The 18507-nt window shown below is 72.4% G+C and carries 18 protein-coding genes; 8 read left to right on the top strand and 10 right to left on the bottom strand.

Translation table 11 applies throughout. The annotated features are described in order from the left end of the window. The first annotated feature begins 192 nt into the window (after positions 1 to 192). The gene (locus I5071_RS34275) at positions 193 to 486 is read left to right on the top strand and encodes an FtsB family cell division protein (RefSeq protein WP_053238392.1); all 294 of its coding nucleotides are present in this window, start codon (positions 193 to 195) and stop codon (positions 484 to 486) included. Positions 487 to 490: 4 nt separating this feature from the next. On the opposite strand, the gene I5071_RS34270 is transcribed toward I5071_RS34275, so the two are convergent. The 4 genes from I5071_RS34270 to gcvPB all read right to left on the bottom strand — a co-directional run bounded on the left by I5071_RS34270 (position 491) and on the right by gcvPB (position 4432). Further along, the gene (locus I5071_RS34270) at positions 491 to 1057 is read right to left on the bottom strand and encodes an IgGFc-binding protein (protein ID WP_236517503.1); all 567 of its coding nucleotides are present in this window, start codon (positions 1055 to 1057) and stop codon (positions 491 to 493) included. A gap of 49 nt (positions 1058 to 1106) precedes the next feature. Further along, the gene (locus tag I5071_RS34265; protein ID WP_236517502.1) at positions 1107 to 1301 is read right to left on the bottom strand and encodes a hypothetical protein; all 195 of its coding nucleotides are present in this window, start codon (positions 1299 to 1301) and stop codon (positions 1107 to 1109) included. 11 nt (positions 1302 to 1312) lie between these two features. After that, complete coding sequence (locus I5071_RS34260; protein WP_236517501.1) at positions 1313 to 2728, bottom strand: hypothetical protein; 1416 nt, start codon at positions 2726 to 2728, stop codon at positions 1313 to 1315. Positions 2729 to 2944: 216 nt separating this feature from the next. Beyond that, entirely contained in the window at positions 2945 to 4432 is a 1488-nt protein-coding gene (gcvPB, locus tag I5071_RS34255; protein WP_236517500.1) for an aminomethyl-transferring glycine dehydrogenase subunit GcvPB, read from the bottom strand. Positions 4433 to 4577: 145 nt separating this feature from the next. Here gcvPB and I5071_RS34250 point away from each other — a divergent pair, with 145 nt between their 5' ends. The 3 genes from I5071_RS34250 (at position 4578) to I5071_RS34240 (ending at position 8413) form a co-directional block, all read left to right on the top strand. Continuing rightward, entirely contained in the window at positions 4578 to 5123 is a 546-nt protein-coding gene (locus I5071_RS34250) for a hypothetical protein (RefSeq protein WP_236517499.1), read from the top strand. A 121-nt stretch (positions 5124 to 5244) separates the two neighbouring features. Beyond that, positions 5245 to 7023 carry a putative bifunctional diguanylate cyclase/phosphodiesterase gene (locus tag I5071_RS34245; protein ID WP_236517498.1) on the top strand — a complete coding sequence of 593 codons (1779 nt, stop codon included), beginning with the start codon at positions 5245 to 5247 and terminating at the stop codon, positions 7021 to 7023. Positions 7024 to 7891: 868 nt separating this feature from the next. Then, positions 7892 to 8413 (top strand): hypothetical protein, encoded by a 522-nt coding sequence (locus I5071_RS34240; protein WP_236517497.1) that lies wholly within the window; start codon positions 7892 to 7894, stop codon positions 8411 to 8413. A gap of 3 nt (positions 8414 to 8416) precedes the next feature. Here I5071_RS34240 and I5071_RS34235 read toward each other — a convergent pair whose 3' ends face one another. Further along, positions 8417 to 9289, bottom strand: a complete 873-nt coding sequence (locus I5071_RS34235) for a sigma-70 family RNA polymerase sigma factor (protein ID WP_236517496.1) — start codon at positions 9287 to 9289, stop codon at positions 8417 to 8419. A 48-nt stretch (positions 9290 to 9337) separates the two neighbouring features. Between I5071_RS34235 and I5071_RS34230 the strand changes: the two genes are divergently transcribed. Next, positions 9338 to 9628 (top strand): hypothetical protein, encoded by a 291-nt coding sequence (locus I5071_RS34230; RefSeq protein ID WP_236517495.1) that lies wholly within the window; start codon positions 9338 to 9340, stop codon positions 9626 to 9628. Positions 9629 to 9631: 3 nt separating this feature from the next. On the opposite strand, the gene I5071_RS34225 is transcribed toward I5071_RS34230, so the two are convergent. The 3 genes from I5071_RS34225 to rtcA are packed head-to-tail and all read right to left on the bottom strand — an operon-like array spanning position 9632 to position 12011. Then, positions 9632 to 10222 carry a hypothetical protein gene (locus I5071_RS34225; RefSeq protein ID WP_236517494.1) on the bottom strand — a complete coding sequence of 197 codons (591 nt, stop codon included), beginning with the start codon at positions 10220 to 10222 and terminating at the stop codon, positions 9632 to 9634. After that, positions 10219 to 10986: a hypothetical protein gene (locus I5071_RS34220; protein WP_236517493.1), complete on the bottom strand. Its 768-nt coding sequence runs from the start codon at positions 10984 to 10986 to the stop codon at positions 10219 to 10221. Before I5071_RS34220 ends, I5071_RS34225 begins: the two co-directional genes overlap by 4 nt. Then, the gene (gene rtcA, locus I5071_RS34215) at positions 10986 to 12011 is read right to left on the bottom strand and encodes an RNA 3'-terminal phosphate cyclase (RefSeq protein WP_236517492.1); all 1026 of its coding nucleotides are present in this window, start codon (positions 12009 to 12011) and stop codon (positions 10986 to 10988) included. Before rtcA ends, I5071_RS34220 begins: the two co-directional genes overlap by 1 nt. 148 nt (positions 12012 to 12159) lie before the next feature. Here rtcA and I5071_RS34210 point away from each other — a divergent pair, with 148 nt between their 5' ends. Next, the gene (locus I5071_RS34210; RefSeq protein ID WP_236517491.1) at positions 12160 to 15405 is read left to right on the top strand and encodes a DUF4215 domain-containing protein; all 3246 of its coding nucleotides are present in this window, start codon (positions 12160 to 12162) and stop codon (positions 15403 to 15405) included. Further along, a complete protein-coding gene (locus I5071_RS34205; protein ID WP_236517490.1) occupies positions 15402 to 15542 on the top strand; it encodes a hypothetical protein in 141 nt (46 codons plus the stop codon). Before I5071_RS34210 ends, I5071_RS34205 begins: the two co-directional genes overlap by 4 nt. Before the next feature lie 2 nt (positions 15543 to 15544). Here the strand turns inward: I5071_RS34205 and I5071_RS34200 are convergent, their stop codons facing one another. Further along, positions 15545 to 16099: a Uma2 family endonuclease gene (locus tag I5071_RS34200; protein ID WP_236517489.1), complete on the bottom strand. Its 555-nt coding sequence runs from the start codon at positions 16097 to 16099 to the stop codon at positions 15545 to 15547. 52 nt (positions 16100 to 16151) lie between these two features. Between I5071_RS34200 and rtcR the strand changes: the two genes are divergently transcribed. Next, a complete protein-coding gene (gene rtcR / locus I5071_RS34195) occupies positions 16152 to 17783 on the top strand; it encodes an RNA repair transcriptional activator RtcR (RefSeq protein ID WP_236517488.1) in 1632 nt (543 codons plus the stop codon). Here the strand turns inward: rtcR and I5071_RS34190 are convergent. Next, positions 17767 to 18498 (bottom strand): helix-turn-helix transcriptional regulator, encoded by a 732-nt coding sequence (locus I5071_RS34190; RefSeq protein ID WP_236517487.1) that lies wholly within the window; start codon positions 18496 to 18498, stop codon positions 17767 to 17769. The two genes, rtcR and I5071_RS34190, sit on opposite strands and share 17 nt — an antisense overlap. Positions 18499 to 18507: the final 9 nt, after the last annotated feature.

Below are 18507 nucleotides of genomic sequence, written 5' to 3'. Positions count from 1 at the left end.
GTAGTGCCCGCCTGGGGCACGGACGGGAGCTGGCTGCGCAGCGAGCCGATCGTTTTCTGGTCGCGCCAGGAGTGCTCGCGAAGCAGCCGGCGGACGGTAGTGCCCGTCTCGGGCACGGACGGGAGCTGGCTGCGCAGCGAGCCGATCGTTTTCTGGACGCGCGCGCCGCGCGCATCGAGCATCGCCCGTCGGATGTCGCGGACCTCGACGTTCCTCGCGTGGCTCTTGCCGCTCTCGCTGCTGCTCGGATCGATCATCGCGGTGCCGCTGCTCGTGATGGGCGAGCAGGGCCTGCCGCGATATCGCGCGCTGCGCGACGAGCTCGCCGAGGTGCAGCGCACCAACGAGCGCATGCGCGAAGAGGTGCGTCAGCTCCAGCACGACGTGCGCTCGCTGCGCGCCGACGAGCGCGCGATCGAGCGCATCGCGCGCGACGAGCTCGGCATGGTCCGCGAGGGCGAGATCGTCTTCCAGTTCCCCGAGTGACCGATCACGCCAGCGTCGCGTAGGGCGCGATCCCCGCGCGCCCGACCGCGATCAGCGCGAACGCGCGCTCTCCGATCGCACGATGGGTGCCCGCCCGGACGCGCGCGACGCAGATCTCCCACTCGCCGACGCGCGCCGCGCGCACCAGCCCAGACGCGTCCTCGTCGATCACCGTCCACGTCGCGCGCGGTCGCACGATCACCAGCGCGTGGGCGTCGAGCGCGCCCTCGGGCAGGTGGATCGTGTAGTCGCGGCGATGTCGATCGACCGGCGCGACCACCCACGAGATCTCGGTCGCGCCGAGCGTCTGCACCACCAGGATCGGCTCGTTCGCGACGAGCCGGAACGCACCCTCCACCTCGAGCTCGACCGACTCGCCGGCGTCGAGCGTCGCGCCCGCGATCCCGCGCTGCGGTGGCTCGAGGTCCACGTCGGTTCCGTCGAACGCCGCGACGATCCGCACGAGCCCGGGCGCCGCCGTCCCCTCGAGCCCGACCGCGTACCCCACGTGCTCGCGCCCCCAGCTCTCGATGCCCGTGATCGCGTCGTGTCGAACCGCCTCGAGCTCCATGCGCGCTCCTCCCCCCCGAGAGGAAGAGCCGCGAGCACGCCGAACCGTCTCACCGAATCGTCGCGACGCGCGCCGCCGACCACCCGAGCGCGATCGCGATCACCGCGAAGCTGCCGATCACCGTCGGCACCATCGGCGCCATCACGGCGTGCCCCGACAACTCCGACGCGACCGCCGCGCTCGCGAGCACCAGCGCGATCGCGCCCGAGCACAACGACGCGAGGCCCTCCAGCGTCTCCGTCATCGCCTTCATGATCACACCGGCGCCAGACGCGTGGGGTTCGCGGGGTCGACCTTCACCTGCAGCACCGCGCCCGGCACCATCAACCCGAGCTGATGGAACGGCACCAGCTGCCGGAGGCTCGCCTCGTAGGGCGCGCGACCTTCCATCTCGACGCGCAGCGAGAGATCGAAGATCGGCTGATCGTTGATGCGGATGCCGGTCTGCTTCACCGCGATCAAGCGCGCCTGCGCGGGCGCACCGTGCTCCTCGAGCCACGCCGCGTCGCGCCCCGACTTGTACGAGCTCCACGCGATGCCGAACCAGATGCTCGAGCTCGCCGCGAACACGAAGCCGAAGATCAGCGACCCGAACGACGCGTGGCTGGTGAACGACGTCACCGCGGGCGCGAGCGGCCCGAACATCGCGGTCGGGAACATCGAGAGCACGAGCCCGATCGCCGCAGGCACGAACGACGCGAGCCCGACCAGCAGGAACACGATCCCGCCGAACGCCATCGGGCCCCAGAACGCGATCGCGCTCTTGCTGCGCGCGCTCGCGCGCGCCGCGTTCACCTGAGGCCAGCTCTGCGCGATCAGCGCGAAGCGCGGGAAGCGCGAGCGGATCTGCTCGACCAGCACCGCGTCGAGCCGTCCCTCGGCCATGTCGGCGCGCAGCGACGCGACCGCCTCCTCGATGCGCCCGCTGCGCTCCAGCGCGTTCGCGCGCAGCACCGCGCACGTCGCCTGGGTCGCGAGGTGCAGCGGGATCTCACGGCTGGTCGATCCGAGCACGGCGAGGACCTTCGCGAAGTCGTTCGTCGTCGTCGCGATCAGCGCGAGCGCGAAGCGTCGCCCGCTGTCGGTCTCGAGATCGTCGGTCTGGGGATCGACCAGCGCGAGCCACTCCTGCGCCGCATCGACCTCGTCCTCGCGCGCCGCGATGCGGGCGAGCGAGCACGCGAGGCCACCCTGATGGCGCGGCATCGGAAGGATCTCGCGCGCGGTCTCGAGCCGCGCCCGAGCGCGCGCCGGGTCCTCGTCGGGCAGCCCGACGAGCCCCAGCGTGAGCACGTAGAGCGCGTCCGCGCTCGACAGATCGTGGGGCGCGGCGACCACCGCGCGACGCAGGGCCTGCCAGCTCGCCTCGGCCTCGCTGCGACGGATCGCGCTGAGCCCACCGTTCGCGAAGAGCGGCGCGATCGCCGGCGGCGGCATCATCGGCGTGTGCTGCTGCGCCGCGAGGCGCGCGAGGCGATCGGGCTCGGTGACCGGCGTCGGCACGCGAGGCAGCTCCTCGGGGCGCGGCCCGACCGGGATCGCCGCGGCGCAGCGCACGCAGTGGGCGGTGCCTCCCTCGACCGGCACCGGTGTCGCGCCACCGCAGGTCGGGCAGAGGTGAGCGCGCTCGGTGCGCGAGAAGATGCGGGTACGCGACGCGATGGGCTGCACGGCGAGGTCCTCCTGCGAGCGGCGCGTCCCTCGGCGCCGCGTTCGTCGGAGGCCCTCCTCAGCAAGCGTGCGGCCAGTCGTCACTGCGCGAAACCACGTGGTGTTCGCCCGCACGCGATCCGTGCGCGCACGTGCGCACCGCGTTCGCCGCACGAAACGACACGAGCCGCGCCCCCTCGAGGAGAGCGCGGCTCGTCCGTCACGTCGCGGCTGCGCTCAGCTCTTCTTCGTGTAGCGCAGCACCGGCTTGCGCGCGGCGCGCGTCTCGTCGAGGCGGCGCAGGCGCGTCAGGTGCGGCGCCTTCTTCACGGTCTCGGGCTCCTCGTGCGCTTCCTTGCTGATCGCGCTCATCGCGTCGACGAAGCGATCGAGGGCCTGACGGGTCTCGGTCTCGGTCGGCTCGACCAACATCGCGCCCTTCACGACGAGCGGGAAGTACACGGTCGGCGCGTGGAAGCCGTAGTCGAGCAGGCGCTTCGCGACGTCCATCGTCGTCACGCCCGTCTTGCCGAGGTGCTTGTCGTTGATCACGACCTCGTGCATGCACGTCGTGTCGTACGCGACGTGCCACGTCTCGCCGAGGCGCGCGCGCAGGTAGTTCGCGTTGAGCACCGCGAGGTCGGTCGCGCCCTTGAGGCCCTCGGCGCCCATCTCGCGCAGGTACGCGTAGGCGCGGACCATCATCCCGAAGTTGCCGTAGAAGCTGCGCAGACGGCCCACGCTCTTCGGACGGTTGAACTCGAGGTGATAGGTCCCGTCGTGCGACTTCTCGACCGTCGGCACCGGGGCGTAGGGATCGAGGATCCGCTTGTAGCCGACCGGCCCGCACCCGGGGCCTCCGCCGCCGTGCGGCGTGGTGAACGTCTTGTGCAGGTTGAACTGCATGACGTCGACGCCGAGATCACCGGGGCGCGCGCGGCCCATGAGCGCGTTGAGGTTCGCGCCGTCGCCGTACACCAGCGCGCCCTTGTCGTGCACCATCCGCGCGATCGTCGGCAGGTGCTTCTCGAAGAGCCCGACGGTGTTCGGGTTCGTGATCATGATCGCCGCGACGTCGTCGTCGAGCACCGGCGCGATCGCCTCGGGGTGCACCACGCCGTCTTCGCCCGCGGGGAACGGCACGATCTGATAGCCGTTGAAGGCGCAGCTCGCGGCGTTCGTGCCGTGCGCCGTCACCGGCACCAGCACCTTCTTCGGCGCGCGTCCCTGCGCCTGGTGGAACGCGCGGATCATCATCAGGCCCGCGAGCTCGCCCTGCGCGCCCGCGGCGGGCTGAAGCGCGACGCGGTCCATGCCGCACACCTCGGCGAGGCCCTTCTCGAGCCGGTACATCAGCTCGAGCGCGCCCTGGATCAGGTGCTCCGGCGCGTAGGGATGAAGCTTCGCGAAGCCGGGCAGGCGCGCCGCCCACTCGTTGACCTTCGGGTTGTACTTCATCGTGCACGAGCCGAGCGGATACATCGCGTTGTCGATCGCGAAGTTCATCTCGCTCAGCCGCACGTAGTGGCGGAACGCCTCCGGCTCGCTCACCTCGGGCAGGCCCGCCTGCTCGCTCGGATCGCGCGCCTGATCACCGAAGAGCGCCTTCGGGTCGACGTCCGGCACGTCGAGCGCGGGGAGCGACGCGGCCGTACGGCCCGCGGCGCCACGCTCGAAGATCAGCGGCTCGGCCCACTGGATTCCCGACCTCGCAAGACCCGGCATGACGTGCTGCTCTCCTCCGTCCCGCGCGAAAAACGGCGGGGATCGTAAGCGCTCGGAGGTCCTCGGGGGCCTCCGCAGGCGCGGGATACTGGGGCGTTCGAGGGGCCTGCGCAAGACGCGTCTGCTGCGGCATCATGCGCGCGCGATGACGCTCTTCCGCACACTCTTCGTGCTCTCGATCCTCGCCTCGATCGCCGGCTGTGGTGGAGGCGGCGCCTACGGGTTCTCCCGCAACTACGAGCCGCTCGGTGAAGAGCGCACGTACATGGAGCGCGCGGCCGAGCTCTCCTACGAAGAGGTGCGCCGCACCCGCCCGGAAGAGCAGCGTCTCGTCGGCTGGTTCGGCGTGGTCCTCGAGCCCCCCGCCATGCAGGAGGACGGCCGCGCGCGCGTGCTGCTCTCGCTGCGCGCCCACCAGGATCGCCATCTCTGCGGCGACGAGGGCAGCGACTCGTGCCGCGTCACCGTGAGCGAGCGTGAGATCGGTCGCTTCGTCGCGCTGATCCCGATGCGCGAGGAGGATCGCGCCGGCGCGCACCGCCTCTGGACCGGCTCGCTGGTGAAGGTCTACGGCATCGCCACCGGCGAAGAGGACACCGAGCACGGGCCGGTCCTCGGCGCGGAGTGGTACCGACACTGGCCTCCCCACTACTACGTCACCACCGCGGCCGCGGGTCGGATGCGCCGGTGATCGACTGTTCGAGCGCGCCGCGGTCCGCCTATACTCGGTCCGGCTCATGAGCCCGAGCGAGACGCGAGACCCAGCCGCCGCGGCGACAGCCGACGCGAGGGGAAAGACGGTCGAGCGACTCTTGCGAACGGTCGCGGGGCTCGTCGATCTGCCGATCGCGGTGTGCTTCGCGCTCGAGGGCGATCACGCGCGCAAGCTCGCGAGCGCGAGCGAGCTGCCCCGCGACGGAGGCCTCGAGGAGGTCGTGCCGGCGCGGCGGCTGCGGCTCGAGCGGGCGCGCATCGTGACCCACGTCGGCCGCGGCCCGGCGGCGCCCGAGGTCGCGCTCTTCGCCCCCGGCACCACGCCGCTCTCGGTCGCGACCCTGCCGATCATGGCGGGCGAGACCCAGCTCGCGACGGTGCTGCTCGCCGACATCCGGCCGCGCCCCGATCTCGCCGAGCCCCGCCGCAGCGCGGCGCTCGACGATCTGCGCGCGCTCGTCGAGGGCGTGCTGCAGCCGCCCTCCGCGACCGAGCCGATCACCGCGTCGCACGCGATCGCTGCGACCCCGAGCCCGCCGATCGACCTGCGGGTGCGGCGTCGCGCCGGATCGTCGCAGCGCGCGCCGCGGCCCGATCCCGTGACCGGCCTGCCCGATCGCGCGTACGTGCACCTCGAGACCGAGCGCCGCATCGAGCGGGCGCAGGTGATGGGGCAGGGCCTCGCGCTCGCGATCGTCTCGCTCGATCGGTTCCGCCGGGTGAACGACTCGCTGGGGCACGCGCTCGGCGACGTGCTGCTGCGGCAGGTCGCGCAGCGCCTGCTCTCGAGCATCGACGACGGAGATCTCGTCGGGCGACGAAGCGGCGACGAGTTCATCGTGCTGCTCGACGACGTGCGCGCCGGGGTGTCGGCGCTGCAGCGATCGGATCGCATCCAGCAGGCGATCCGCGAGCCCTTCCACCTCGACGCCCACGAGATCGTGCTGACCGCGGGCATCGGCGTGGCGCGTCATCCCGACGACGCGCCCGACGCCGCGACGCTGCTGCGCTACGCCGACATCGCGCTGCACCAGGCGAAGAACGAGGGGCCAGGACGGCTCAAGCTCTTCGACGCGTCGATGCAGCAGACCGCGCGCGAGCGGCTCGACCTCGAGCACCAGCTGCGCGAGGCGATGCGCTCGGGGCAGCTCTCGCTGCACTACCAGCCCAAGTACTCGATCGAGACGCGCGAGCTCGTCGGTGCCGAGGCGCTGCTGCGCTGGAAGCACCCCCAGCGCGGCATGATCAGCCCGGGTCGCTTCATCCCGGTCGCCGAGGACAGCGGTCTGATCGTGCCGATCGGCACCTGGGCGCTCAACGAGGTCGCGCGGCAGTGCAAGCGCTGGAGCGACTCGGGGCTCGAGTACGGGCGCGTGTCGGTGAACGTGTCGGGCCTGCAGTTCGTGCGGCACGACTTCGTGGGCACGGTGAAGCGTGCGGTGCGCGCCGCGAGCATCCCGCCCGAGCGGCTCGAGCTCGAGCTGACCGAGACGATCGTCATGGGCGAGGTCGAGCAGGCGATCGAGCGACTGAGCGCGCTGCGCTCGCTGGGCGTGCGGGTGTCGGTCGACGACTTCGGCACCGGGTACTCGTCGCTCGCGTACCTGCAGAAGCTGCCGGTCGACGTGCTGAAGATCGATCGCTCGTTCGTGCAGGAGCTCGATCGCGAGGGCGTCGCGGCGGAGCAGGCGCGCTCGCTGGCGCAGGCGATCACGTTCCTCGGGCACCAGCTGGGGCTCGACGTCCTCGCGGAGGGCGTCGAGACGCCGACGCAGCTCGAGCAGCTGGCGAACGTCGGGTGCGACGAGGTGCAGGGCTACCTGTTCGGGAAGCCGATGCCGCCGGATGCCTTCGAGCGGCACGTTCGGGAAGGCTGATCGCGCGGGGTGAGGGTTCGGCGGGGGCGCGTGGCAGGGGGCCCTCGCTGGTCCTCGCGACCCTCGTGCGCGAGCGGTGAGGCGTCGGGAGGCGGGGTCGTTCTCGTCATCGCGGATGCGATGACGAGAACCGGGCAGTGCGGGGCTGCCTTCGGGTGGGTCGCTGCGGAAGCGCTCGGGCCCCCTGCCACGCGCCCTGCTGGTGAGGTCTCGGCCGCGCGCGGGGATGCACGCGCCGCTCTTCGGGTGATGGAGAGAGCGCGTGATGACGCGAGAGCGCTTCGCGCGCTCGCGTCATCACGCGCGGACCGACTCGCCCTTCGGGCATCGTGGAGTCGACTCGGGCGGTGGTGGACGCCCGGCGAGCCGTGGTCGTGAGGCCGCTGTCGCGCGGGGTCGTGAGCCGGTACGAGGGGAGTGGGTCGCCCGCGGTGCGGGGCGCGAGGCGGTATGGAGGAGTGGGTCGCCCGCGGTGCGGGGTCGCGAGGCGGTATGGAGGCGTCGCGAGGCGGCACCGAGGGGGTGCTTCGCCGCTGTGCCTGGGTCGCGAGGCCGGTGGATGGGGGTGCGATCCCCTTCCGCTGGGGATGACGAGGCCAGTGCGGGGGGGTTCGATCCCCAACCTCCGGGGGCTGGAAAAATCGCGCGAATATGCCGAGAATTCGACGAACTTTCGCGCGGCGCGTGATGGAAATGATCGCGAGTTGCGACGAATCGCGATCAAAATGATCGCGAGTTGCGTCGGATCGCGATCGAAATGATCGCATCTCGTGTCGTTCGCCGCGAGGGATGCTCGCGTGTCGTACGGATCGTGATCGGATCTTCGCGCTCCCTGGCGGGGCTCGACGCGTCGCGTACGATCTCGCGCATGGCGACCAAGAAGACATCCAAGAAGAGCTCGACCAAGAAGACCCGCGCGAAGAAGAGCGCCGCGAAGAAGAAGAGCGCGAAGAAGTCATCGTCGCGCACGCGCGTTGTGAGCGCTCCGCGACTGACCGACGAGCAGCGCGCGTCGCTGCTGCGCCCGCCCGCCGACTACGACGACGCGATCGGCACGAGCGTCAGCGCGTGGGAGGCGAACCGCGCGCACCTGCGGGTGCCCGGGCTCAGCCCGGCGAAGCTGCGCACGCTCGCGGGGCGCGCCCAGCGCGCGTGGGAGCGCGAGAACGAGCTGCGCCAGAAGTACGAAGCGAAGCTCGGCGCGCTGGTCGATGCGCGGATGCTCGCGGAGAACGAGGCGTGGCGCGCCGCGCTCGACGTCTACGACCTCTCGAAGAGCGTGGGCCGACGGCTGCCCGAGGTCGCACAGGCCTTCGAGTTCATGACCGACTACACGAGCAAGGGCCGCCGCCGCGACGCGCAGGAGGACGAGCCGCCCGCGAGCGAGTGAGCGTCAGCGCGCGAGGTCGGTCTCGAGCACGGCGAGATCGACCGCGCGCACCCGCGCCGGCTCGGCGATCACGTCGATCGCGGTGATGCGGTCTCCTTCGATCGCGAGGCGCAGCACGATCGCGAGGCGGCCGCGCGGCGCGACCACGACGCCGAGCTCGCCGTCGACCCAGATCACCCGCGCGTCGCGCGCGCGCGCCGCGTTGTGGCGCGTCTCGTCGGCGACCCGACGTGCGCCTCGCAGCTCGCGCTCCCCGTCGCTCGGCAGCGCGACGCGATCGGCGCGCCGCACCACGTCGGGCGCGAGGACCGCGAGCAGCGCGGCGACGTCGCCGGCGCGCGATGCCGCGAGGAATGCCTCGACCACGCGCCTCTTCTCCGCGGTGTCGGGCGCGTGGACGCGGCGCGCGCCGACGACACGATGGCGCGCGCGGCTCGCGACCTTCTTCGCCGCGACGGGGGAGCGCTCGAGGATCACCGCGATCTCCTCGAACGGAACGCCGAACAGATCGTGGAGCACGAACGCGATGCGCTCGTCGGGGCCGAGCCGCTCGAGGACGACCAGCAGCGCGAGCCCGACCGACTCGGCGTGCGCGAGCTCGTCGTCGGGGCTCGTGGGCACGTCGTGCTCCTCGAGATCGACCTCGCCGCGCCGGCGCCGCGCCCGCAGCATGTCGAGGCACACGCGACCGAGGATCGTGCGCAGCCACCCGCTCACGCTCTCGACGTCGCGCGCACCGGCGCGGCTCGCGCGGAGCCAGGTCTCCTGCACCGCGTCGTCGGCATCGTCGCCCGAGCCGAGCATGCGGAGCGCGACCGCGCGCAGCCGGGCGCGCGATCGCTCGAATTCGTCCGCGAGCTCGTCGGGGGCGGTCACCTCTGCGCCGCTCCGGTCGTCCTGAGGGTGAAGGCAGGAGGAACGTTCATGCGTGTGCTGATGATCCACTACCGGGTGGACGATCGAGACGTCGCGGAGGTGACCGCCGCGGTGGAGGCGGCGCTCGCCGCGCTGGCCACCGCGCCGCCCGCGGGTGTGCGCTTCGAGTACTACCGCGTGGCGGGGCAGGGCGAATTCGTCGGGCTGCTCCGGCTCGACGAGGGGGTCGAGAACCCGCTGCCGAACATCGCGGCGATGCGCGCGCTGCAGAGCACGGTCGCGGAGCGCGCGATCGGTGGTCCGCCCATGCCGCGGCCGCTCGAGCGCATCGGCTCGTGATCGTCAGTCCCAGTCGTCGTCGTCGTCGCTCGAGCTCGACTCGTTCGGGCCCTCGACCTCGAACTCGAAGTCGCCGTGGAGCACCTCGAGCTCTTCGCACTCGCGCGTCGCGAGCTGGGCGTTCGCCTCGGTGATGCAGTCGGCCGCGCCCGGGACGTCGAAGCTCGTGCGGCGGATCTCGAGGCGGAAGCGTTGCGCGAGCGGGAACGTGAGGCGCGCGCGCTCGAGCTGACCTGCGCACGCGCCGCTCTCGTCGAGCACGAGGCGGGAGTCGACGAACGCGTCCTCCGACTCCTGCTCCATGTGGAACGAGAGCTCGGCCGCGCTCGAGACGTCGTTGCCCTCGTTCTCGCAGTCGTTCGCGCCGCCCGAGGCGCGGATGCAGGTCGTCACGATCGCCTCGCGATCGTCGGTGCGGCCGAGCGGGTTCACGAGGAGGTGGGTGCTCGCGCGCATCGCGCGGACGTCGTCGCCCTCGGTCTCGCAGCTCGTCGTGCTCAGCGTCCAGTCGGTGATCGTGTAGGCCGAGCGGCGATCGGCGGGGAGATCGCACGACGCGACGAGGATCGCGAGCACGAGCGCGGCGTGCTTCATCGCTTCTCGGTGAGCGCGCGGATCGACGGGAGCTCGACGCCGAGCGCTTCGGCGCGCGCGAGGGTGCGCGCGAGGCGCTCGGGCGCGCTGCGTCCGGTGCTCGCGTGCTCGGGGTCCTTCGCGAAGTCGAGGAACGCACACTCGATCAGCGCCTCGCGCGGCAGGGTCGCGCCGAGGCGCGCTTCGTCGAGCGTGAGCACGTCCTCGAGGATCCCCGTGACGAACGTGCGATGGGTCGTGCACAGATCGGCGGTGGTGCCGCCGACCTTCAGGCCCGCGAGGTTCGAGCCGAGGATGTAGAGGTCCTTGCGCACCAGCTCGAACGTGAGGTCGCGCGCGTCGATGCGGCGCGCCGGGAGATCGACGCTCTCGAGCGCGCGCACCAGCAGATCCGCGCACGGACCACCGATGCGCGTGGTGCGCACGACCTTCGCGCCGCGCCCGCGCTTCTTCTCGAACCACACGACCGCGACCGTGGGATCGACGATCTCGTGGGCCTGCCAGTCGGGCGGGAGGAGCTCGTTCTGCACCAGCGCGATCCGCTTCCGCAGCGCGGGTGGGATCGCGTCGAACGTCGCGCTCTGATCCTTCTCCGCGACCGCGACGAGCACGAGCTCGGGATCGTGCGCGACGAGCGCGTCGATCGCGTCGCCGCGCAGCACCGGGAGCACGGGACGGCCGAGCCGGAGCAGGCCCATGCCGAACGTGGCGCCGAGCTGACCGAGCCCGACGATGGCGACGGGCCGTCGCGTCGAGGTCGGCATCAGACGTCGGCTCCGCGCATCTCGATCGTGTACGTGCGCTCGTCGCGCGTCGTGATGTCGACGTCGACGTCGAGGAAGCGGCGCAGCACCTCGGCCTGGGTGCGCGCATGCGAGCTGGGATCGGTCGTGGTGAAGAGGCCGCCCTTGCCGATCGCCATCGGGAGCAGGAGCTGATCGGCGAGGTGCTCCTCGACCGCCGCGTCGCTCTCGTGGAACGCGAGGGCGCGACCGATCGCGAGCTCCGCGACCTGCTCGGCGCGCAGGCCGCGCTCGCCGAACGAGACGAAGAGCGCGGTGCCGTGCTCGTACGCCATCTCGACCTGGAAGACGTTGCCGGGCCCGAGCGCCTCGTCGAGCACGCGACGCTCCATCTGATCGCGCGCGAGCCCGAGGCGCTCCTTCGCGACGCGCAGCTCGCGATCCGCGATCGGCTCGGAGAGCCCGGCGATGGTCGCGGTCGCGCGGCGCGACTTCTCGGCGCCGCGCTCCTCGCGCTCGAAGCGACCGAGGTCGCCCGGCGTGATGCGCGCGGTGAAGAGGCCGCCGCCCTTCGGATAGAAGCCGGGGCGCTCGAGCGAGACCTGCACCTTCACGCCCATCGTCGCGAGGGCGGGGGTCCAGCACTTCTCGAGGAACTCGAAGGGCGGTGCGGCCGGGTTGTGGGTGCCGCCCTCGAGCGTGACGACGCTGGGCTCGGGCGCGCGCAGGAGCGCGGGCGTGATCGTCTGGAGCACGAGCGTCGCGCTGCCTGCGGTGTCGATCGCGACGCGATGCTCGCCGCCCTTGATCGCGCGCGGTCGGAACGAGAGCGCGGTCGAGCCGAGCTGATCGCCCGAGACCTCCGCGTTGCACACCGAGGCCGCGGCGCGGACCGCGACGAGGTGTTGGTTCGCGAGACCGGGTTTGTCGCGACCGGCGCGGATGCGCTCGATCTTGAATGGCCTGCGCGTGACCATCGAGAGCGAGAGGGCGCTCCGAAGGACCTGCCCGCCTCCCTCACCGATCGATCCGTCGATCACCAGCATCGCCCGGGCTCTCCTCGGCGCACATCGTACGAGCATCGCGCGCGGCTTGGAACGACTCCGTCACGAGTTGTGAAAGCTCCTCGCCACGGGACGGCGGGCGTGTAATTTCGGCGCCATGAAACCAGCTCGTTCGGTCGTCACTCTGGTTGTGCTCGTCTTGGCAGTCGTCGCGAGCACACCCGGGTGCGGGGGAGGCGACGACGACGCGCCGACGCTGATGGACTCGGGGATGCCGGAGCGCGACGCGTCGGGCCCCGACGCGCAGCCGGACATCGATGCCGCGCCGGTGCCGGGCTGCGGCGACGGAACGCGCAGCGCGAGCGAGGCGTGCGACGACGGCGATCTCGTGGCCGGCGACGGATGCTCGCCGACGTGCGAGGTCGAGCACGGCTTCGACTGCACCGGGTCGCCGAGCAACTGCCGCTCGACGTGCGGCGACGGCGAGGTCGCGAGCGACGAGGAGTGCGACGACGACGACACCGCGCCGCTCGACGGCTGCAACGGATCGTGCGGCGTCGAGGCGGGCTGGGCGTGCACCGGCGAGCCGAGCGTGTGCGTCGAGAGCTGCGGCGACGGAGCCCTCGACCCCGGCGAGCAGTGCGACGACGCCGACGTCGACGATGCCGACGGCTGCTCGAGCGCGTGCCGCATCGAGAGCGGTTGGACGTGCAGCGGCGCGCCGAGCACGTGCGCCGAGATCTGCGGCGACGGGCTCGTGGTCGCGGGCGAGGGCTGCGACGACGGGAACACGCGCGGGAGCGATGGCTGCGGCGCGACCTGCGAGATCGAAGCGGGCTGGTCGTGCGAGGGCGCCCCGAGCGTGTGCGCGGCGGGCTGCGGCGACGGCGTCGCGGTGGGCATGGAGCAGTGCGACGACGGAGACGCGACCGCGGGCGACGGATGCTCGCCGTCGTGCCGCACCGAGACCGGCTGGGCCTGCAGCGGGATGCCGAGCGCGTGCACGCCGGTGTGCGGCGATGGGGTCGTCGCGGGCGGCGAGGCGTGCGACGACGACGACGCCGATCCGGGCGACGGCTGCAGCGCGACCTGCACCGTCGAGCGCGGCTTCGAGTGCGTGGGCGCGATGCCGAGCGTGTGCGCGTCGATCTGCGGCGACGGAATCGTCGCGAGCGTCGAGTCGTGCGACGACGGTGACCTCGAGTCGGGCGATGGCTGCGACGCGACGTGCGCGACCGAGTTCGCGTACGGATGCACCGGCGAGCCGAGCGCGTGCGTGCGCATCGATCACGCGATGGACGTCGCGCTCGGGGATCGCGGCGGGTGCACGCTGACGATGAACGGCGCGCTGCGGTGCTGGGGCCAGAACGCGCGCGGCGAGGCGGGCGACGGAACGACGCTGCCGCGCTTCCTGCCGGTCACGACGATGCCCGGCTCGTTCACGCAGGTGGACTTCGGCGGGCAGTTCGCGTGCGCGCTCCACGACGACGCGACGGTGTGGTGCTGGGGCAGCAACGCGGCGCGCCAGCAGGGTCCCGGTGCGGTCGGCGGAGCGCGTCCTGCGCCGGGGCGCATCGGGTTGATCGAGACGATGACGATGGTCGCGGTCGCGACCGGCCAGGAGCACGCGTGCGCGCTCGACGAAGCGGGTGACGCGTGGTGCTGGGGCGACAACGACAACGGCCAGCTCGGCCGCGGCGGCCCCGACCGGAACGACAGCGAGGCGCCGATGATGGTCGACCTCGTCCCCGCCGCGGTCGCGGTGAGCGCGGGCACCGATCACACCTGCGTGGTGCACGACGACGGTCACGCGTCGTGCTGGGGCGACGACGATCAGGGGCAGCTCGGCGACGGCGGGACGAACACCGATCAGAGCCTTCCGGTGCGCGTCCTGGGGCTCGCGGACGTCGTGGAGATCGCGGCGGGCGGCGATCACACCTGCGCTCGCCTGCGCGACGGCGCGGTGCGCTGCTGGGGCGACAACCAGCGCGGTCAGCTCGGCATCGGCATGATGCCCGACCAGCCGACGCCGGTCGCGGTGACGCTCCCGGGCGCGGCGACCGCGATCACCGCCGGGACCTGGCACACGTGCGCGCTGGTCGACGGCGACGCGTACTGCTGGGGCGATGGCGCGATCGGTCAGATCGGCGATGGCTCGCGGCTCTCGTGGCGCACGCCGCGCGCGGTCACCACGTCGGGCGCGACGCTGACCGCGATCGACGCGGGCGCGACGGGCACCTGCGCGATCACCAGCGCGGGGGCGCGCGTGTGCTGGGGCGAGGGCGATCTCGCGCAGCTCGGGCTGCTCGCGCCGTCGCAGCGCGAGCCGGCGGCGGTGTCGATCGATGCGTCGATGGTCGCGACGATCGCGGGGACGCGTCCGCGTCGTCACGCGGTGTGGTGCGCCGCGAGCAGCGCGGACGGTGCGCTCTCGTGCTGGGGCAACTCGGAGACCGGGCTGGTGCTCGACGCGCTCGCGTCCGACGCGCTGGTGCCGCGCGCCGCGGTGGCGATCGAGGACGTGGTCGAGCTCGGGATGGGCGAGAGCTTCGCGTGCGCGCGGCTCGACGGCGGCGCGGTGCGGTGCTGGGGCGACAACAGCCAGCGCCAGCTCGGGCAGGGCATGTCCGTGGTGGACTCCGCGTCGCCGGTGAGCGTGATGGCGCTGCCCGCCGGGCAGGCGCAGATCGCGGTCGGTGGCGAGTTCGCGTGCGCGCGCGACGCGGGCGGCGTGGTGCGGTGCTGGGGCGACTCGGCGCAGCGGCAGGTGGGGTTCGACGCCCTGACCGACTCGGGCGTGGCGACCCCGATTGCTGGCGCGGAGAGCGCGATCGCGATCGCGGCCGGCGAGCTCCACGCGTGCGCGATCGTGAACGCGAGCAGCGGTGCGGGCACGGTGCGGTGCTGGGGCGCCGACGATCAGGGCCAGCACGGCGATGGATCGCCCGGCGGCGCACGTCACACCGCGCTCGACGTGCCCGAGCTCGGCCCGGCGACGCAGCTCGCGCTCGGCCGCGCCCACACCTGCGCGCTCCTGCTGTCGGGTCGTGTGTCGTGCTGGGGCGACAACGCGCTCGGGCAGGTCGGCGACGGAGGCACCGCCGATCGGTTCGCGCCGCGCGAGGTGGTCGGGCTGACCGACGTCGCGCAGATCGCGGCGGGCTGGGATCACACGTGCGCGCGCCGGACCGACGGCAGCGTGTGGTGCTGGGGCGCGGCAGCCGACGGACAGCTCGGCGCGGCGGCGAGCACGCCGTTCGCGACGATGCCGGTGCAGCTCGAGGGCGTGAGCGGCGCGCTGGACGTCGCGGGGACGGCGACGTCGACGTGCGTGCGCGACGCGGGCGGCGTGCGCTGCGTGGGCTTCCACGGATTCGCGCAGCTCGGCGCGGGCCTCACGCTGCGTCCGCTGGTGCCCACCGGCGCACCGCTGTGAGCGCGGATCCCGCCGGCGACTGGGCGCGCGTGCGGCTCGCCCAGACGATGCTCGGCGCGAGCGCGATCTTCTGCGTGGCGTGCGCGCTCGGGATGCTCGCCGATCCCTACGCCGCGATCGCGCCGACGTTCGAGTGACGCTACGCCGCCGCGAGCGGATCGGCGTAGAGCTCGTCGACCGCGATCGTCACGTCGACCGAGCGCAGCGGGACGCGCTCGCCCGAGCCGAACGCCTCGTAGATCCAGCCGTGCTCGGCGCGACGGAACACCTCGACGCGCGGCGCGTGCTGCGAGACGAGCACGTACTCCTGCAGCGACTCGAGGTGCTGGTAGTGCGCCCACTTGTCGCCGCGATCCGAGGCCTCGGTCGTCTCGGAGAGCACCTCGACGATCACCCGCGGGTTCGTGATCGCGTCGGGGTCGTCCTTCGCGCGCTCGAGCTTGCCGCAGACGATCGAGAGGTCGGGATACGTCGAGCGCTTCGTGCGCTCGACGCGGACGCGCGCGTCAGAGGAGAAGGTCGCGCACGGACGGCCGCGGAGCGCCGCGCTGGCGAGGGCGCCGAACTGCATCGCGAGGCGCGCGTGCTCGGGCGTGCCGCCCGCCATCGCGTAGACCTCGCCGTTCACGTATTCGTGCTTCGTCTCGCTCTCACGCTCGAGCGCGAGGTACTCGGCGTAGCTCATGCGCGTCATGAGCATGAATCTAGCCGCCGCACGACCTGCGACGCTCGGATAAGCTCCGCGCGTGGCGGATAAGAAGGACAAGGCACGTCGCACCGTCGCGATCGGGCTCGTGGGCTCGACGCTCGATGCCGGGCTCGGCCCACGGCGCTGGGAGAAGTGGCGCCCCTCGGTCGCGCTCTGCGCGCAGCCCGAGCTCCCGATCGATCGCTTCGAGCTCCTCTTCCAGCCGAAGTTCGAGGCGCTCGCGTCGCAGGTCACGACCGACATCGAGGAGATCTCGCCGCGCACCGAGGTGCGCTCGCACGCGATCGAGATCGAGGACGCGTGGGACCTCGAGGAGATGTACGGCGCGCTCTACGACTTCGCGCGCGACACGCGCTTCGACGCCGAGCGCGAGGACTATCTGCTGCACATCACGACCGGCACGCACGTCGCGCAGATCTGTCTCTTCCTGCTCTGCGAGTCGCGGCACTTCCCCGCGCGGCTCGTGCAGACCTCGCCCCCGGCGCGCGGCGAGGAGAGCAAACACGGCACGCACCGCATCGTCGATCTCGACCTCTCGAAGTACGACCGCATCGCGCGTCGCTTCAGCGCCGAGCGCGTCGAGGCGCGCACGTTCCTCAAGAGCGGCATCGCGACCCGCAACGCGATCTTCGATCGCATGATCGAGCGCATCGAGGTCGTCGCCGCGCGCTCGCGCGAGCCGATGTTGCTCATGGGCCCGACCGGCGCCGGCAAGTCGATGCTCGCCAAGCGCGTGTACGAGCTGAAGAGAGCGCGCCAGTCGCTGCGCGGCGCGTTCGTCGAGGTGAACTGCGCGACGCTGCGCGGAGAGATGGCCCACTCGGCGCTCTTCGGGCACGTGAAGGGCGCGTTCACCGGCGCGGCGGACAAGCGCGAGGGCCTGCTGCGGCGCGCCGATCAGGGCCTCTTGTTCCTCGACGAAATCGGCGAGCTCGGGCTCGACGAGCAGGCGATGCTCCTGCGCGCGATCGAGGACAAGACGTTCCTGCCGCTCGGCAGCGATCGCGAGGTGAAGAGCGAGTTCCAGCTCATCTGCGGCACCAACCGCGATCTGCGCGCGCGCGTCGCGGAGGGGAAGTTCCGCGAGGATCTGCTGGCGCGCATCGACCTCTGGACGTTCCGCCTGCCCGCGCTGCGCGAGCGCCGCGAGGACATCGCGCCGAACCTCGACTACGAGCTCGACGCGGTGAGCACGCGGCTCGGCACGCGCATCTCGATGTCGAAGGAGGCGCGGGCGCGCTTCCTCGGTTTCGCGGAGAGCCCGCGCGCGACGTGGCCGGGCAACTTCCGCGATCTCGACGCCGCGGTGATGCGCATGGCGACGCTCGCCGAGGGCGGGCGCATCGACGTCGCGATCGTCGACGAGGAGATCGCGCGGCTCGAGGACGCGTGGACCGCGGTGACCACGAAGAGCACGCCCGGCGAGAGCGATCGTGTGGAGGAGACGCTGGGGCCCGAGCGCGCATCGGGGATCGATCGTTTCGATCGCGTGCAGCTCGAAGAGGTGCTGCGAGTCTGCGCGCGCAGCCGCTCACTCTCCGAGGCGGGGCGCGTGCTGTTCGCGGAGTCGCGCAAGACGCGCACGACGATCAACGACGCGGATCGGCTGCGGAAGTACCTGGCGCGCTTCGAGCTCGACTGGGACGCGCTCGTCAAGCGCTCGGTGTGATCGCCTTCGCGCGCAGCAGCTGGGTCGGGGTCATGCCGAACGTGCTGCGCATCGTGCGGCTGAGGTGCGCCGCGTCGGCGAACCCCGAGCGCGCAGCGATGCTCGCGATCGGATCGCCCGTCGACGCGAGCGCGGCGAGCGCGCGACGCACCCGCAGCCACAGCACGTAGCGACGAAGCGGCGTGCCCACGTCGCTCGTGAAGAGGTGCGTCAAGCGCGTGGGCGACACGCCCGCGCGTGCGGCGAGCGCGCCCAGCGCGACCTCGTCCTTGCCGAGCTCGCTCTCCTCGAGCCACCGCAGGAGGCGCGCGACGCGCGCGTCGATCTCGGCGCGTCCCTCGCGCACGCCGAGCGCCTCGAGCACCTGCGTCGCGGCGAGCGGCGAGCCCGCATCGCGCGCGCCGAGGCCGCTCACCGCGACGTCGCGCACGTCCTCCGCGATCGACGCTGGCTCCTCGCCGAGCACCGACGCCAGCCCCGCGCCGATCGGGCTCGTCGGCTCGACGTAGAGCACCACCGTCGGCGCCTCGGCGCGCTCGATCGCGTGCGCGACGTTCGAGGGCACCCAGATCCCCGCGCCCTCGACCCGCGCGCGCCCGACCTTCGCGCCGACGTGCCCGCGCGTGGCGAGCACGACGTGCGCCGCGTGATGCGCGTGCGCCGCGGTCGCGCCCACGGCGTTCCACACGAGGAGCTGCTCGGGCCAGCGGTGCATGCGCCGAGC

The sequence above is a fragment of the Sandaracinus amylolyticus genome (assembly GCF_021631985.1).
Taxonomy (GTDB): Bacteria; Myxococcota_A; Polyangia; order Polyangiales; family Sandaracinaceae; genus Sandaracinus; species Sandaracinus amylolyticus_A.
Note: the sequence above shows the minus strand (reverse complement) of the source record. Positions and strands in the feature narration are given on the sequence as shown.